Here is a 14,892-nt window from a genome sequence, read left to right on the forward strand (position 1 = left end):
TTCAACTTAATGACGATTATTTCAAATGTTTTTAATTTTCACAAGGATTTATTCCGTTATATAGCCCGATTGTTGAATAACATGACTGGCGTTTTTTAAACAACTTTATTATCTCTGTACACGATGAATTAACGACTTGAGCTGTTGTGTAAATAATATACAATGACCTTTTCTAATTCCTTAGTTTGTCCTTTTTCCCGTACACGAACGGCATCTACTGGAGTTTGTGTATGTTCTAACCAATCTAGAATAAGGTGTAGTTGTTCTTGTATTTGCCCAATGTTTTGCTCCTTTATGTTCTTATTCTGAATTCTATTAATTAATTGCAGCATATAGGGAAGTTTTTCTATACATTCGCTTAAATCTCCGCAATAACCTGAAGGGAATTCATTTGTACCAAATTCTAAAGTATTGATGTAATTAGAAACTAGGTATATCATGGCTTTTTGTTCGGTATCACCACCTAATTCAATCGCTTTTCGAAGGAATTTTTCTAAATCGTCTTCTTTATTGCTAGAGTCCATATAAATTCCTATCCATCTAAAAGGTCTTGAATCAAATGGATTGTTTTCTGTCCATTTATATAGAATGTCAATTAGAAAACTATTTAGTGAGAAAGTTAAGATCCCATCTTTTTCGTTTAATGCATCTAAAATAGTAAACAGCGAAATGGCAAACTCTTCTTGATCTTTTGATTCCCATTTCTTTGCATTTGAAATAAATGTCTCTAAATGTTTAAAAGCTAATTTTCGAAGTCCCGCTTCGCGATGCTGACAGTAACAAATAAAATCATGCCAATGCTCATTTTTATTCATATGTATAATAATAGTTTGTAATGCAGTGAGAGGTTTATCCATTATAAGTCCCCAATCTATTAAGCACGTGTTGAAAATTTAGTGTTATTATATCATTACATAAATTAAAAAGGGAGAGTCACTATGATTACAAAAGTAATTACGAAAAGTAATTGGGAAATCGCAAAAACAACTGGAGAAATTAATGAAGAATCACTTATAGAAGAGGGATTTATCCATTGTTCATTATTAGATCAAGCTTTAAAAGTTGCAGAAAAATATTTCAAGCATGAAGAAGATGTTTTATTACTTACAATTGATCCAGCTCTATTAAAAGCAGAAGTAAAATATGAACTTGCTTCTAACGGTCAAGAATATCCGCATGTTTACGGAGTAATTAATGTTGAGGCGATTGTAGAGGTTGTTCAATTTTCTAAAGAAAAAGGGGAATTTATATTACTTAAATCAGTTCGACTTTAGTAATAGGTGATGGAGTTCGCTATAATCGCTATATATAGCTAATGAATCCTATTGATAAACGAGGTTTTTTTGTTTATCAGTAGGATTTTGAATTTTATTCGAACGGACTTAAAAAGAGCACATTTGAATTGTGCTCTTTAAGAGAAAAGTGAATTAGGGTTTTTTACTTCTAGATAATGTATGAGTGATTCATCATAATGTGACGATGAATCACAAAAGAGCAGTTAGAGTGGGAAGAATTTAAGATGGTCACGGGATCCGATCGATAGGTAATGCAGCGGTTCTAACAGGACTCATTATAGACTTTGAAGATGAAACGTAAAAAAGTTATTGTTTTTATCTGAATATTGAAGGAATACAAGAGTTTTATTTATTTAATTTTTTAGAAAACATAGACTACAACATTGGTAAATGGTATAATTTCCTTGTTATTGGAATTAAAATCAAAATATTTGAAAATAAAGGATAGGGTTGGTTTTAATGGGGGATTCTGATCACAAAGAAACAAAGGCAATATTAAAGTTATGGTTTATTTATATACCACTTGCATTTGGAGAATTTGTCTTTTCGAATATCATAGGTTATTTAAAAAAATAAAGATTTTGTATTTGAAAAACAATTAACCTAATTTAATTGTTTTTTTATTTTTCTCTAATAAACCAAACAAAAATAAAGATTTTGAACAAGATGAAGTTTATGAAGGAAATAACGTTGATTAGGTGCTGAAAACAGTGTGAAATTAACAGTGCCTAAAGAATAAAACAGGAATCATTCAACTATGGTAATTTTCCGTTTTATTAGCTTCCTATAGTGAGGTGTTATGTTCACATCATATGTATACGATATTTGTAGCTTAATATAGTATTACTGGAACTGCAAAATTAGTAGTTAAGGTTGCTACCTTTTAGAGTGATATATATAACTTAGCTAAAAAAGCACAAATCATATAATTTGCGCTTTTCATTATCCGTTTTTTGGTGAAAAATTATAGTTTTTGTCACACTAATACTGTACGATACATAGTATAAAACACATACTGTATGACATATAGTAATGGAAATGAGGTGAGTGAATGGATACTTTATTAAACTCGTTAATTACTGAGTTAAGAAGAGGGACATTAACGTTAGCCGTTTTAAGTCAATTAACAACGCCGCAGTACGGATATTCACTTGTCCAGTTATTGGAGCAATCAGGAATTACAATTGATCAAAGTACTTTATATCCGCTACTTCGCCGATTAGAAAAGCAGGAATTAGTGACGAGTAGTTGGGATAAAACGGAGAGTAGACCTCGTAAGTATTATGTTTTAAGTGAATATGGATTAGAAATATTTTTGCAGTTGAAAAAAGAATGGATAAAGGATTCAAAAGAACTGTATAACTTATTAAAGGAGGAGGACGATAATGAGTCTAATTGATATCTACGTCCATGAAGTTGCAAAAAGATTACCTGAAAAAAATCGTGAAGATATTACACTTGAAATACGGTCAACAATAGAGGATATGTTACCTGATAATTATAATGAAGATGATGTAAAGAGCGTTCTTGAAAAATTGGGAAGTCCAGTTTCATTGGCTAATGGATACATGGATAGACCGATGCATTTAATTGGACCACGTTATTTTGATGTATATATGACATTATTAAAAATGATTATACCAATTGCAGTTGTTATTGCACTTATTTCAATGGCTGCAGAAAGTTTTATTAGTTATAGTGGTGAGCAGGCAGTAGTAAACGTTATTTTAAAATTGATGGGTGAAGGAATTGCAAAAACATTTGAAGTAGGTCTCCAAGTATTTTTTTGGATAACACTTGTTTTCGCTGTTTTAGAAAGAACAGATAAAGAAAAAGACCTACAACCATTGACAACAAGTTTAAAAAAATGGACACCAGATGATTTGAAAAACATCTCGTATATCCCAAAGAAAAAAGCAATCTCGAAGTTTGAAGTTTTTGGAGGTTTAATGTGGACAGCAGTTTGGGCTACACTTTACTTTTATGCGAATTATCTTGTTGGCGTATATAACGGTACGGCAAATGGACTGAAGTTTGTCTCGCCAACTTTTAATCAAGATGTTTTATTGCAGTACTGGCCAATCGTTGTAATTATGATCGTTTTTGAAATATGTATATCCCTTTATAAATTAGTGCAGGGACAATGGACGCAAAGATTGGCGATTGGGAATGCTATTCTTCAAATAGCTGGGACGATAGTATTCATTGTAATTGTAGTAAATCCACATGTATTTAACGCAGGGTTTATTACGTATTTGGCAAATGCATTTACTATTTCCTCAGAGGAGTTTAAAACGTGGCTCATTGGGGGAGGAATTTTCTTCTACATGTTATCTGCTGCAATAAATATATTTGATGGTTTCCGAAAAGCTAGTATTCGTATGTAGATAAAAATCGGAAATTTCGATAAAATAAAACTATTAAAAAGATAGTAAAATAAGGTGAACATGATGAAAGGAAGAAAATAATGATAAGGGAAGCAACGAAAAAAGATTTAGCATACATTTTAGATATTTATAACGATGCGATACTTTATACAACAGCTGTATATGCGTATAAACCTGTAACCCTTGAAAATAGAATAGATTGGTATGAACAAAAAAAGGCTGAAGGGTATCCAATTTTCGTATATGAATTAGATAATAAAGTAGTAGGATTTGCGACATTCGGTCCATTTAGAGCGTGGCCTGCTTATAAATATTCAGTTGAACATTCTGTGTATGTAGATAAGGCATATAGAAAAAGTGGCATTGGGTCTTCATTAATGAAAGAATTAATCAAAATTGCAAAGGAAAGAGAGTATATGACCTTAATTGCTGGAATTGATGCAGAGAATGAGAAAAGTATTGCCTTGCATCAAAACTATGGATTTGTTCATGCGGGGACAATTAAGAAGGCTGGTTATAAGTTTAATAGGTGGTTAGATTTAGCTTTTTATCAATTGGAGCTTAATGGTCCTAAAAGGCCTACGGAAGAATAGATATTTGCGTTTTGCTTAGTATGTATTTTAGAAAGGTAGCATGGGAAAATTTCATGCTATCTTTTTTATTGTATGCATACATATCAAGTAACAAAAAAGGTTTTATACATTCTATATCGAAATTAAAGAATGTAATAAAACAATATAAAAAGAGGTGCGAATATGCAAACTGTCATTGAAGGAATGAAAGAAATACAATCTGGTCAAGTTGGAGTGATTGTGTCTTCTACAAAATTTGAAGATATAATTGCCTCCTATAATAATGAACTATATGTTCCTTTAGCATCAGCAGCAAAAGTGGCAATTGGATTTGCAGTAGCAAACATGGTAAAAAACAAACAAATTAGTTGGAATGATTTGCTTCACCAAATTAAATTTAATCCAAAAGAAGATAGTGCACAATTATATCCACATTTGCAAGGAAGAGATACAATATCACTCAGTAAAGCTGTTGAAGTGATGATAGCGTGTCATGACAGTTATATTGCAAAGGCGATTGTATTGCACTGCGGAGGATGGGATACTATTAGAAAGCATGTTTCAACGTACTTCCCTAACATACATGTTCAAGAAAACCCTAGAGATGAACAAAATGTTGGAGAGTTAAATGAAATACATTCACTTTTAGTGCAAATTTTTCGAGGGTATAAAACTGAGCCGGAATTATGGGAACCAATAATAAATGGAATGGTAAGGCAGCAAGGAGAATATGAAGGGATACCGTATTATCATATAGCTCATATGACAGGTGGATTGCCTACAGCAATAATAAATATTGGTATAATAGGGGTGTTTAACGAATTCCCGGTTCTTTACGTTATTGGGGGGAAAGATTTACCTAATCGAAGTGAAAATAAAGAAATAGATGAAGTTTTTGCAGTATCGTTGAAATACATATACAAAGAATATAGTGAAAGCATGCTAGGAGTGAGCGATTGAAAAGAAACTTAAAGACTTTAACAATCATTATTTTAATTTTAACGATTATTGCTCTTGAAGTTGGAATCGCCCTATATGATCACAATTTGTCATTAGATACAATTTACTTTGCAGCGATCCTTATTTGTATTGTATTGCTTTTTGGCACACGTGTTTCTGAAGAGAAAGAAAGTACATCGAAACGAGGGCGAAGAAAAATAGCTGTTATATTTTGGCCATCTATTTTATTGTCTATCGCTTGTTTTGCAGTTATAAGTTACATAAGGGTAGGCTATGTCTCTGTACCAGGGATAATTGGCTTTTCATGCTTTGTTACATATGGTGGATTCGTTTTGATTAGTATTTTAAAGGGGAAAAATAAAATGTAGCTTACTAAGTTGAAAGGAAGCAATGTATATGAAACATATAGAGAACGGTACACGTATTGAAGGAGAATACATTAAAAATAAAGTCATTCAATATAATATGTCCATCTTAACAGATGAAGTAAAACAGCCGATGGAAGAAGTAAGTCTCGTAGTAAAAAATGAAGAAGGAAAAATATTTGGTGGTGTAACAGGTACGATGTATTTTTATCATCTTCATATCGACTTTTTATGGGTTGATAAATCAGTTCGTCATGACGGTTATGGTAGTCAACTGTTACATAAAATTGAAGAAATTGCGAAGGAAAAAGGGTGCAGATTAATATTGCTAGATTCATTTAGTTTTCAAGCGCCAGAATTTTATAAAAAGCACGGTTACCGAGAGTATGGTATCGTTGAAGATCATCCGAAAGGTCATAGTCAGCACTTTTTTGAAAAGAGATTATAATAATATTATGTATACTGATTGATGGGAGAAAGCATATGTACACGTATAAATTGCAACAAGAACAACCAATCTGTGCAGAAAAAATAAAGAAGCTTTATGATTCTGTCGGTTGGTGGCCAGAAAGAAAAGAAGTCGATATTGAAAAAATGTTAAAGAATAGTATAGCCATTGGAGTATGGGAAGAAAATGAATTAGTTGGATTTGCTAGAGTCGTTTCTGATGGTGTTTTTCGAGCATACATTGAAGATGTTGTCGTACATGAGAATGTAAGAAATAAAGGTATTGGAGAGAAAATGCTTACAATATTACTTCCAGAAATATCTCATATTGATATTGTTAGTCTATTTTGCGGAGAGAAGCTAATAAAGTTTTACGGTGAGCAGCAATTTCAAGCAACGAAGCAAATTGTGATGCATCGTAATCAAACAGGGAAAGAATAAGAGGTGCCAATTAAAATGAATGCAACAAGAGCGTACTGTTTATCGAAAAGAAAAGCGACAGAAGATTCTCCAGGTGGCTGGAGTGCAACATGTATGAGGCTTAATAATAAAATATTTGCGATAGTAAATCATGAAGAAGGCGAAAAAGCTGCGATTACATTGAAGTGTGATCCAGAAGTCGCATTAAGAATAAGAGAAGATTATCCAGAAACAATTATTCCAGGGTATCATATGAATAAAAAACATTGGAATACCGTTTATATTCATAAGGATATAGAGCAGGAGCAAATTAATAAAATGATTGATTGGTCGTATGATTTAGTACTACAATCATTTTCAAAGAAAAAGCAGCAGGAGTTAATGGATTAATATGTATTAGGAGTGTGTGTAATGAAAGATTCGATTAAAGATACGTATGATAAATTAGCGAGTACATATAAAGAAAATCTAGATTTCGCAAATCCATATAACAGTTATTATGAAAGACCGGCGATGATGGAGCTTATTCCAAAGGAACTAGAAGGAAAAAAGATATTAGATGCTGGATGTGCAGCTGGATGGTATACTTCTCAATTCATAGGAAGAGGAGCAAATGTTACAGCAATTGATGTAAGTCCTGAAATGGTAAAAGCAGCAAAAGAAAATATAGGAGAAGAAGCGACGTTCCTTTGTCATGATCTGCAAGAAACATTGCCATCTGAAGATAATACGTATGATGTGATTGTAAGTTCATTAACTCTTCATTATATAGAAAATTGGAATCAAGTATTTCAAGAATTTCGTCGTGTATTGAAGCCAGGTGGAGAACTTATTTATTCTATTCATCATCCTTTTATGGATTTCACAAAGTTTCCATGTGAAAATTATTTTGAAAAACAGTTATTAATAGATACTTGGGTTAAACCGAATATTACTATTGAAGTCAAGTTTTTTAGAAGATCATTACAAGACATACTAAATGAAACTACAAATTATTTTGTATTAGAAGAGATAGTGGAACCGAAGGCAATTGAAAAAATGAAAGAAGTAAGCGAAAAATCATATTATTATTTAAATATGAATCCACATTTTCTTATCATAAAAGCAATCAATAAATAGCTAGTAAAATAACTTTGTTTTACTAGCTATTTACAGTTTTACATTACATATTAGGAGACTTTAAAATGAATACGAAACGAAATAGAGTAGTATATGCACTATTTACTATAGTTGTTATTATTTTAGGTCTTAGCTCAAGAAAGTTTGCTTTTGCACTACCACATCTATTAAATGATTATTTAGGTGATGCATTATGGGCATTAATGATTTTCACTGGCTTTGGATTTTTGTTTCCTAAAACAGAGACGAAGAAGTTGGCTTTTATTAGTTTAATGTTTTGCTACGGGATTGAAGCGAGCCAATTGTATCACGCGGAATGGATAGATAGCATTCGTGCAACGACTTTGGGCGGACTCGTGTTGGGATACGGTTTTTTGTGGAGTGATGTAGTGGCTTATACAATTGGTGTTGGAGTGGGAATACTGTGTGAGGTTATTTTTCGGAAGAAATAAGAATTGTAAAAGGGGTATTTGTAAATGGAACAAGCACTGGAAATTGCAAAGCTTTGGTTTCGAAATGAACATGTCACAGCTACTGTAATGCAACCAAAAGTAGCGAAGGTTTTATGCAAGAATAAAGAGTACATTTTAAAGAGAACGGGATCGATAAAGCAACTTCTAGTTGAATTCGATGTTTTGAAGCAACTGTATGAAAAGGGAATTAAAGTACAGAGAGTAGTAAAGACAGAAAATGATGAACAATATGTATTATATAAAGAAAAATGTTATTGCTTATATGAGTATGTTGCCGGAAGTGTTTTAGAAATTAAAGATACGGATAAGCTGGAAAGGCTAGCAAGTACAATTGGAGAAGAAATAGCTAATCTGCACAAAGCATTACATTCGGTGAATAGTGACCATGAGTTAATAAAAAGAGATTTATATAAGATGGTATTTGAATGGGCTATACCGATTTTAGAAAAGAATGAGTATGTTCATCGAGAGGTAATTCAAAAGATGGAGCGAATGCACGCAGCTTTCAAGGAAACGGTCCATTCATTACCGAGACAAATTATTCATCGTGATATGCATCTATCAAATGTCATCTTTAAAGATGATAAACTGGAAGGGTTTATAGATTTTGAGATTTTAGAAAATAATGTAAAAATATTTGATTTATGTTATTGCTGTACAAGTATATTAAGCGAGCTATTTAGTGATGAAAGATTAAGAGGGAAATGGTTACATATCGTTAGCAAAGTCTTTGAAGGTTATTATAAACAAAATGATTTAACGAAAGAAGAACGAAAAGCCATTTGGTATGTTATGCTTTCAATTCAAATTATCTTTATTGCTTATTTTGTCCAGTTACCAGATTTATTAAAGTTAAATGAAGAAATGTTCTTCTGGATTTTTGCTAATAAGGAAGCTATTGAAGAAGTTATAGAAGGTATCGTAAAGGTATGAAAAAAATAATATTAATTGGTTCTGGTGGTTCAGGAAAATCTACATTAGCAAGGCAGTTAGGAAATAAATTAAATATTAAGGTGCATCATCTTGATGCATTATTTTGGAAACCGAATTGGGAAGGTATTCCGAGAGAAGAACAAATAGCAGTTCAAAATAACTTAATTAAAGATGAGAAGTGGATTATTGATGGGAATTATGGCGGGACGATGGATATCAGACTGAATGCAGCTGATACAATTATCTTCCTTGATATTCATAGAACAATTTGTATTTATCGTGCGTTTAAAAGAATTGTAAAATACCGGAATAAAACAAGACCAGATATGGGCGCGAGATGTGAAGAAAGATTTGATTTGCAATTTTTTAAATGGATATGGAAATATCCTAATGCTAAACGACCTACAATTTTAAAAGGGTTAGAGCAATTGTCCGAAGAGAAAAAGGTTATTGTTTTAAAATCTCCAAATGAGGTTCGGAAATTTTTAGAGCACATATAATAATAGAATGTGACACAACAATTCTTTTTGGATCTTACCGATTAGTTTAATTAAACTAATCGTTTTTTATTATGAAAAATTTAACGCTTTTTGAAAATTGTATTTTGTAATGAGTATATGACTATAAATTCATATAAAATGAACGTTTGGAGGAATAGAAAATGACTAATGATTTAATTCAAACAATCGATTCATTAATGGTAAATATTCCAGCTGGAGAGGTAGTATTAAGAAATGATCGAATAAAAAAAGAATGGCTAGTGCAAATTCAACCATTTCTTCTTGCGAAGTATGCTGTAACAATCAAACTATATGATGCTATTACAAATAGTCCATTAAATAATTTTGATAAAAATCATAAACCAGTTGTCAATATTTCATGGAACGATGCCATTGCGTTTTGTAATGTACTTTCAAAAAAAAGCGGGATTAAAAGAATATTATTCTATTTTTTACATTTGTAGGTCAGTAATAAATATAAAGTTATACATGAAAAAAGTGTCTATATTAAATGATATAGACACTTTTCTGTTGTAAGAAGAGAAGAATTGTTTAAATGGAAAAAATGAAAATACTAAATGTGAATTTTGAGAACTAAGTCTACAATTTCTGCTGTACACTTTTATTTTATCCCGTATTAACCGACCGTAAAACCCCAACTAATTAAAGTTTTACTTTATGATTTCAGGATGTGGTTTTATATGTTAGTAATAATTTCACTGTTTCTGCACAACTTCTGCACATGCTTAGGCCAGTTCTATGTCATGATATATTCATAAAGTGAAATGTTTCACAAGGAAAAAATATATTTTCACTGCGATGTATGCATAATTAATACATACATCGGTACAAGTTTGTCTCTTGTTATTCTTTTACATCAAAGCCCACATTCCACTACAAAGTATAACAAGAAGGAGACATGAACATGAATAATCGATTTTTAAAACAACTACAAAACATGAAAATGAACAAAAAAAGTTTAGGAGCTGTAGCATTAACAGCTGGAATTATTAGTACGACACTTATTCCTCAAAATGCTTATGCGCACGGTTTTGTTGAAAAGCCCGGTAGCCGATCCGCTTTATGTAGTCCAACTTATGGTGCGCTAAATGTAAACTGTGGAAGTGTTATGTATGAACCACAAAGTTTAGAAGCTCCAAAAGGGTTCCCACAAGGTGGTCCAGTAGATGGACAAATTGCTTCAGCAGGCGGAAAATTTGGTGGTATTTTAGATCAACAAACAGCAAATCGTTGGTTTAAAAATACAATCACTGGTGGGGAAAATACATTTACTTGGAAGTATACTGCGCCTCACTTAACGAGTAAGTGGCATTACTGTATTACTAAAAAAGGATGGAATCCAAATAAAGCGCTAACAAGAGCAGATTTCGAACCAATTGGAACTGTACAACATGATGGTTCTGCAGCTTCAAATAATTTAACTCATAAAATCAATGTACCTACTGATCGTAGTGGATATCATGTAATTTTAGCAGTATGGGATGTAGCTGATACAGCAAATGCATTCTATAATGTAATTGATGTTAATCTTATTAATGATGTGAAACCAGACATAGAAGCGCCAAGTAGTCCAAACGGACTTCAGACGCAAAAAGTAACAGCGAATAGTGTAGAACTAACATGGAACGCTTCTACGGATAATGTAGGGGTAAAAGGATATCAAATCTTCCGTAACGGAGAGATGATTGATACAGTACCAGGGACTCATTTTATTGATAAGAAGTTACAACCAAGTACAGATTACTCTTATACTGTAAAAGCAATTGACGCAGCTGGCAATGTATCAAAAGAAAGTACAGCGCTTACAGTAAAAACGACAGTTGAGACTCCTGATACAGAAGCACCAACACAACCAAAAGGATTACATAGTATGGGAACGACAGCGTCAAGTGTGGATTTAATGTGGAGTCCATCTGACGATAACATTGGTGTAGACCATTATGATATTTATAGAGAAATAGAAGGATTAATGAAAAAGATTGCAACATCCAATACAACTTCTTATATGGATAAAAATCTGCTTGCTAATACTACTTATAAATATGTAGTGAAAGCTGTTGATGTAGCTGGAAATGAACCCGTACAGAGTGATATATTCACAATTACTACAAAAGCTGAAAGCGCTTCATATGAAGCGTGGGATGCAAAAAAAGCATATAAAAAGGGAGATAGAGTTCTACACGAAGGAAAAGTATATGAAGCAGTCCAGAGTTATCAAGGAAATGGTGATCCAAACTGGATTTATGCATTATCATTATGGAAAACAGTGTAAGCTTTACCTAGGCATGAACTAAGAGATGATGGGCTTTGATGCAAAAGGGAATCTTGAGAATTCGCTTTTCTATTAATAAAAAAGGGTAGTGTATGAATACATAAGATTCATATACTACCCTTTTTATTATGATAACACTTTCGTCATAAGTATGTGCGGAATGCCATCTTCCATAAATATATCAGAAGAAGTTTGATAGTCTAATTTTTTATAAAATCCTTCAGCTTGTGTTTGACCGTGTAGCTTCACTTTTGTAGCTTGTTCGTTACGAGCAATTTCTTCTAACGTTTGAATGATGACTTTACCTAATCCGTATGTACGATAATCTTTTAAAATACAAATACGTTCTAATTTTCCGACACCATCAACAAATCGTATACGCCCTGTGCCTACAGGAAGATCATGATAATAAACTAAAATATGTTTACATTGCTCTCCGATTTCATCGAATGTATCGAATTCATCTGTAAGAGGAACACCTTGTTCTTTTACAAATACTTCTTTTCGAATATGAAAGGCAGTTTCTAAATCAGTAAGTTCTGTTATAAGTTTGGATTGCAAAATGTTCAGTCCTTTCTAATGTAATCAGTTTGCGTTTTCCTAGTATATCATAATAAAGCACTATTAAGAGAAGAAGAACATACTAAAAAGCCAACTTTAAAAAGTTAGCTTTTATTACAATTTCTTTATCCCATTTTTAGTGCCAATAATTGCTGTACTCGTCATACTTATAAACAACCCTGTTTCAACTACACCAGTAATCATTTTTAATTGGGTGTGTAAATGGGCAGGATTAGAAATATGATTAGGGAATATACAATCGATAATCATGTTATTGTTATCGGTTATATAGGTTTCATTATTTTTTAAACGTAACGTTGTTTGACACCCTAAAGACTGAATTTTATTTTCGGTTTGTTTCCATGAAAAAGGGATGATTTCAACAGGTAATGGAAAATTACCTAAATGTGTTACAAGTTTCGATTCATCAGCAATGATAATTAGTTCTTTAGAGGAAGAGGCAACGATTTTTTCACGAAGTAATGCACCGCCACCGCCTTTTATAAGTTGTAAATTTGAATCAATTTCATCCGCTCCATCAATTGTAAGATCAAGACTTTGTACGTCGTTTAACGAAAGTAGGGGGATATTTAGTTGATGTGCTAATGCTTTAGTTTCCTTTGATGTTGGTACAGCTTGAAATGATAATCCTTCTTTTACACGCTCACCTAATTTTTGTATTGTCCAATATACAGTAGAACCTGTACCAAGCCCAATCTTCATGCCATCATTTACAAAGTTAGCGGCATATTCGCCAGCGAGCTGTTTTAAATTCATCTCTTTATTCCGCCGGACGCGGCCCGGCATCAAGACCTGAATTTTCAACTGTAAGTACCGGACGAACGACTATATCTTTATGTACGCGCATTTGACAAGATAATCGTAAATGATCTTCAATCCCTTTTTCCGTCATTGCATGTTTCTCATTCGCACTTGCTTCACAGAAATCACCTGCTAGTATTTCTACTCTACAAGTTGTGCAACGTGCATTCCCGCCGCAACGATGAAGAATGTTGACACCGCTATCTTCAATTGCTAATACTAACTTTGTTCCTTCTTTCACATCAAAAGTTCCCGCACCTTCAATTGTTAATTTTGGCAAATTTGTTCCTCCTCACGTAAAATTGTACATAACATATTTATGACCGCGAATTATTGAACATAAACATTATTTTTTTATATCCCCGTAACTTTTTTTTATGTTGAATCGTTTATTAAGTAAGCGCTGAAAAGGAGTGGTTATTTTGTGCACAAAAGTAACTCATGTTTTAAAGAATCATATCGATATGAATCATTCAAATATAGACTTTTTAATTGAGCAATATGGAGAGTTGAAAAGGTATTGTACATTTTTAACGAAAAACAAATGGGACGGCGAAGATCTTGCCCAAGAAACAATTTGTAAAGTTCTTCAAAAATATAGTAATAAAGATATTTGTATGACGCTTGTATATAAAATAGCTCGAAATCGTTGGATAGACCAGATGAAATCAAAATCAGTTCATGAAAAAATAAAGGAACAAATTACTTTTGAAGAACCACATGAGAACATTGCAGATTTGCATGAAATGGTAGGGAAAGTATTGTCTTCATTAAATGTACAGCAATCCGCAATTTTATTATTAAAAGATGTTTTTCAATATAGTATCGCTGATATTGCTAAAGTGTGTTCTGTATCAGAAGGTGCAGTGAAAGCTTCTTTATTTCGGAGTAGAAATAGGCTGAAAACTGTAAGTGAAGAAGGGATTGAGATAGTCGAATTCACAGAGGATATTGAAGTTGTTGTAACATCTATTCGTGAGGAAAGACCGGAATTATTAACGAAGCTTCTTCCGACAATAGATTTTACTAAGTTACCATCTAAACAGCCAGTCTTATTATTTAATGTGAAAAACCCTTCTTCCTACAGTTATATGCTTTACGCAGCATAACAAGTATTGGAGGGATTTAAAATGAATGCAATTCCATATGTAGTAGAACAAACAAAATTAGGAGAACGTTCCTATGATATATATTCAAGGTTATTAAAAGATCGCATTATTATTATCGGCTCAGAAATTAATGATCAAGTAGCGAGTAGTGTCGTAGCCCAATTATTATTTTTAGAAGCGGAAGATGCCGAGAAAGATATATTTTTATACATCAATAGCCCAGGCGGCTCAACGACAGCAGGTTTTGCAATATTAGATACGATGAATTTAATTAAACCAGATGTGCAAACGCTATGCATGGGCTTTGCGGCATCATTCGGTGCATTGTTATTATTATCAGGAGCAAAAGGAAAACGGTTTGCGCTCCCTAACAGTGAAATTATGATTCATCAGCCGCTTGGTGGTGCACAAGGGCAAGCAACAGAAATTGAAATAACTGCGAAAAGAATATTAAAGTTAAAGCATGATATTAATAAAATGATTGCAGAAAAAACGGGGCAACCGATTGAAAGAGTAGCACATGATACAGAAAGAGATTATTTTATGACTGCAGAAGAAGCGAAGGCATATGGGATAGTAGATGACGTTGTTACGAAAAAATAAGTTAAAAACAGGCTAGAGGATATGCTAACCCTC

Annotated in this window: 20 protein-coding genes, 1 pseudogene and 1 riboswitch; of the genes and pseudogenes, 17 read left to right on the plus strand and 4 right to left on the minus strand. The window is 32.7% G+C overall.

All coding sequences use genetic code 11. The features are described from left to right. Positions 1-128 precede the first annotated feature (128 nt). Positions 129-857, minus strand: a complete 729-nt coding sequence (locus tag CGQ22_RS12400; protein WP_089148756.1) for a hypothetical protein — start codon at positions 855-857, stop codon at positions 129-131. Between the two features lie 81 nt (positions 858-938). Here CGQ22_RS12400 and CGQ22_RS12405 point away from each other — a divergent pair, with 81 nt between their 5' ends. The 15 genes and pseudogenes from CGQ22_RS12405 to CGQ22_RS12475 all read left to right on the plus strand — a co-directional run bounded on the left by CGQ22_RS12405 (position 939) and on the right by CGQ22_RS12475 (position 11,764). Then, positions 939-1,274 (plus strand): DUF952 domain-containing protein, encoded by a 336-nt coding sequence (locus CGQ22_RS12405; RefSeq protein WP_000629083.1) that lies wholly within the window; start codon positions 939-941, stop codon positions 1,272-1,274. Then, positions 1,271-1,332: riboswitch (Fluoride riboswitch) on the plus strand. (Overlaps the previous gene by 4 nt.) 1,014 nt (positions 1,333-2,346) lie before the next feature. Then, positions 2,347-2,694 carry a PadR family transcriptional regulator gene (locus CGQ22_RS12410; RefSeq protein WP_000380305.1) on the plus strand — a complete coding sequence of 116 codons (348 nt, stop codon included), beginning with the start codon at positions 2,347-2,349 and terminating at the stop codon, positions 2,692-2,694. After that, positions 2,681-3,682 (plus strand): HAAS signaling domain-containing protein, encoded by a 1,002-nt coding sequence (locus CGQ22_RS12415; RefSeq protein ID WP_089148757.1) that lies wholly within the window; start codon positions 2,681-2,683, stop codon positions 3,680-3,682. Before CGQ22_RS12410 ends, CGQ22_RS12415 begins: the two co-directional genes overlap by 14 nt. 80 nt (positions 3,683-3,762) lie before the next feature. Next, complete coding sequence (locus tag CGQ22_RS12420) at positions 3,763-4,275, plus strand: GNAT family N-acetyltransferase (RefSeq protein ID WP_089148758.1); 513 nt, start codon at positions 3,763-3,765, stop codon at positions 4,273-4,275. A gap of 162 nt (positions 4,276-4,437) precedes the next feature. Next, complete coding sequence (locus CGQ22_RS12425; RefSeq protein ID WP_089148759.1) at positions 4,438-5,214, plus strand: serine hydrolase; 777 nt, start codon at positions 4,438-4,440, stop codon at positions 5,212-5,214. Next, complete coding sequence (locus CGQ22_RS12430) at positions 5,211-5,582, plus strand: hypothetical protein (protein WP_000827982.1); 372 nt, start codon at positions 5,211-5,213, stop codon at positions 5,580-5,582. Before CGQ22_RS12425 ends, CGQ22_RS12430 begins: the two co-directional genes overlap by 4 nt. A 28-nt stretch (positions 5,583-5,610) precedes the next feature. Next, positions 5,611-6,027: a GNAT family N-acetyltransferase gene (locus tag CGQ22_RS12435; RefSeq protein ID WP_000680417.1), complete on the plus strand. Its 417-nt coding sequence runs from the start codon at positions 5,611-5,613 to the stop codon at positions 6,025-6,027. A gap of 35 nt (positions 6,028-6,062) precedes the next feature. Beyond that, positions 6,063-6,467: a GNAT family N-acetyltransferase gene (locus CGQ22_RS12440; RefSeq protein WP_046945011.1), complete on the plus strand. Its 405-nt coding sequence runs from the start codon at positions 6,063-6,065 to the stop codon at positions 6,465-6,467. Between the two features lie 15 nt (positions 6,468-6,482). Next, entirely contained in the window at positions 6,483-6,836 is a 354-nt protein-coding gene (locus tag CGQ22_RS12445) for an MmcQ/YjbR family DNA-binding protein (RefSeq protein ID WP_000994630.1), read from the plus strand. A 21-nt stretch (positions 6,837-6,857) separates the two neighbouring features. Further along, positions 6,858-7,565 carry a class I SAM-dependent methyltransferase gene (locus tag CGQ22_RS12450; protein WP_089148760.1) on the plus strand — a complete coding sequence of 236 codons (708 nt, stop codon included), beginning with the start codon at positions 6,858-6,860 and terminating at the stop codon, positions 7,563-7,565. A 65-nt stretch (positions 7,566-7,630) separates the two neighbouring features. Beyond that, on the plus strand, positions 7,631-8,017 hold the full coding sequence (locus CGQ22_RS12455; RefSeq protein WP_001093461.1) for a ribosomal maturation YjgA family protein: 387 nt from the start codon (positions 7,631-7,633) through the stop codon (positions 8,015-8,017). Between the two features lie 24 nt (positions 8,018-8,041). Then, the gene (locus CGQ22_RS12460) at positions 8,042-8,971 is read left to right on the plus strand and encodes a phosphotransferase enzyme family protein (RefSeq protein WP_000434095.1); all 930 of its coding nucleotides are present in this window, start codon (positions 8,042-8,044) and stop codon (positions 8,969-8,971) included. Beyond that, positions 8,968-9,471, plus strand: coding sequence for a DNA topology modulation protein (locus tag CGQ22_RS12465; protein WP_046945014.1), 504 nt, complete (start codon positions 8,968-8,970; stop codon positions 9,469-9,471). The genes CGQ22_RS12460 and CGQ22_RS12465 overlap by 4 nt, the downstream gene beginning before the upstream one ends. Positions 9,472-9,632: 161 nt before the next feature. Beyond that, positions 9,633-9,921 (plus strand): annotated as a pseudogene (locus tag CGQ22_RS12470) (formylglycine-generating enzyme family protein); the annotation flags it as partial. A 475-nt stretch (positions 9,922-10,396) separates the two neighbouring features. After that, a complete protein-coding gene (locus CGQ22_RS12475) occupies positions 10,397-11,764 on the plus strand; it encodes a lytic polysaccharide monooxygenase (protein ID WP_089148761.1) in 1,368 nt (455 codons plus the stop codon). Positions 11,765-11,890: 126 nt separating this feature from the next. Here the strand turns inward: CGQ22_RS12475 and CGQ22_RS12480 are convergent, their stop codons facing one another. The 3 genes from CGQ22_RS12480 to CGQ22_RS12490 form a co-directional block, all read right to left on the minus strand. Next, on the minus strand, positions 11,891-12,325 hold the full coding sequence (locus CGQ22_RS12480; protein WP_001190880.1) for a GNAT family N-acetyltransferase: 435 nt from the start codon (positions 12,323-12,325) through the stop codon (positions 11,891-11,893). A 114-nt stretch (positions 12,326-12,439) separates the two neighbouring features. Continuing rightward, positions 12,440-13,102, minus strand: coding sequence for a ribose 5-phosphate isomerase A (gene rpiA, locus CGQ22_RS12485; RefSeq protein WP_089148762.1), 663 nt, complete (start codon positions 13,100-13,102; stop codon positions 12,440-12,442). Between the two features lie 4 nt (positions 13,103-13,106). Continuing rightward, positions 13,107-13,427, minus strand: a complete 321-nt coding sequence (locus CGQ22_RS12490; protein WP_001125388.1) for a 2Fe-2S iron-sulfur cluster-binding protein — start codon at positions 13,425-13,427, stop codon at positions 13,107-13,109. Positions 13,428-13,569: 142 nt separating this feature from the next. Between CGQ22_RS12490 and CGQ22_RS12495 the strand changes: the two genes are divergently transcribed. Further along, the gene (locus CGQ22_RS12495) at positions 13,570-14,256 is read left to right on the plus strand and encodes an RNA polymerase subunit sigma-70 (RefSeq protein WP_000337504.1); all 687 of its coding nucleotides are present in this window, start codon (positions 13,570-13,572) and stop codon (positions 14,254-14,256) included. Between the two features lie 21 nt (positions 14,257-14,277). Then, positions 14,278-14,859 (plus strand): ATP-dependent Clp endopeptidase proteolytic subunit ClpP, encoded by a 582-nt coding sequence (clpP, locus tag CGQ22_RS12500; protein ID WP_000991610.1) that lies wholly within the window; start codon positions 14,278-14,280, stop codon positions 14,857-14,859. Positions 14,860-14,892: the final 33 nt, after the last annotated feature.

The sequence above is a fragment of the Bacillus sp. M13(2017) genome (assembly GCF_002218325.1).
GTDB classification, from domain to species: Bacteria; Bacillota; Bacilli; order Bacillales; family Bacillaceae_G; genus Bacillus_A; species Bacillus_A thuringiensis_K.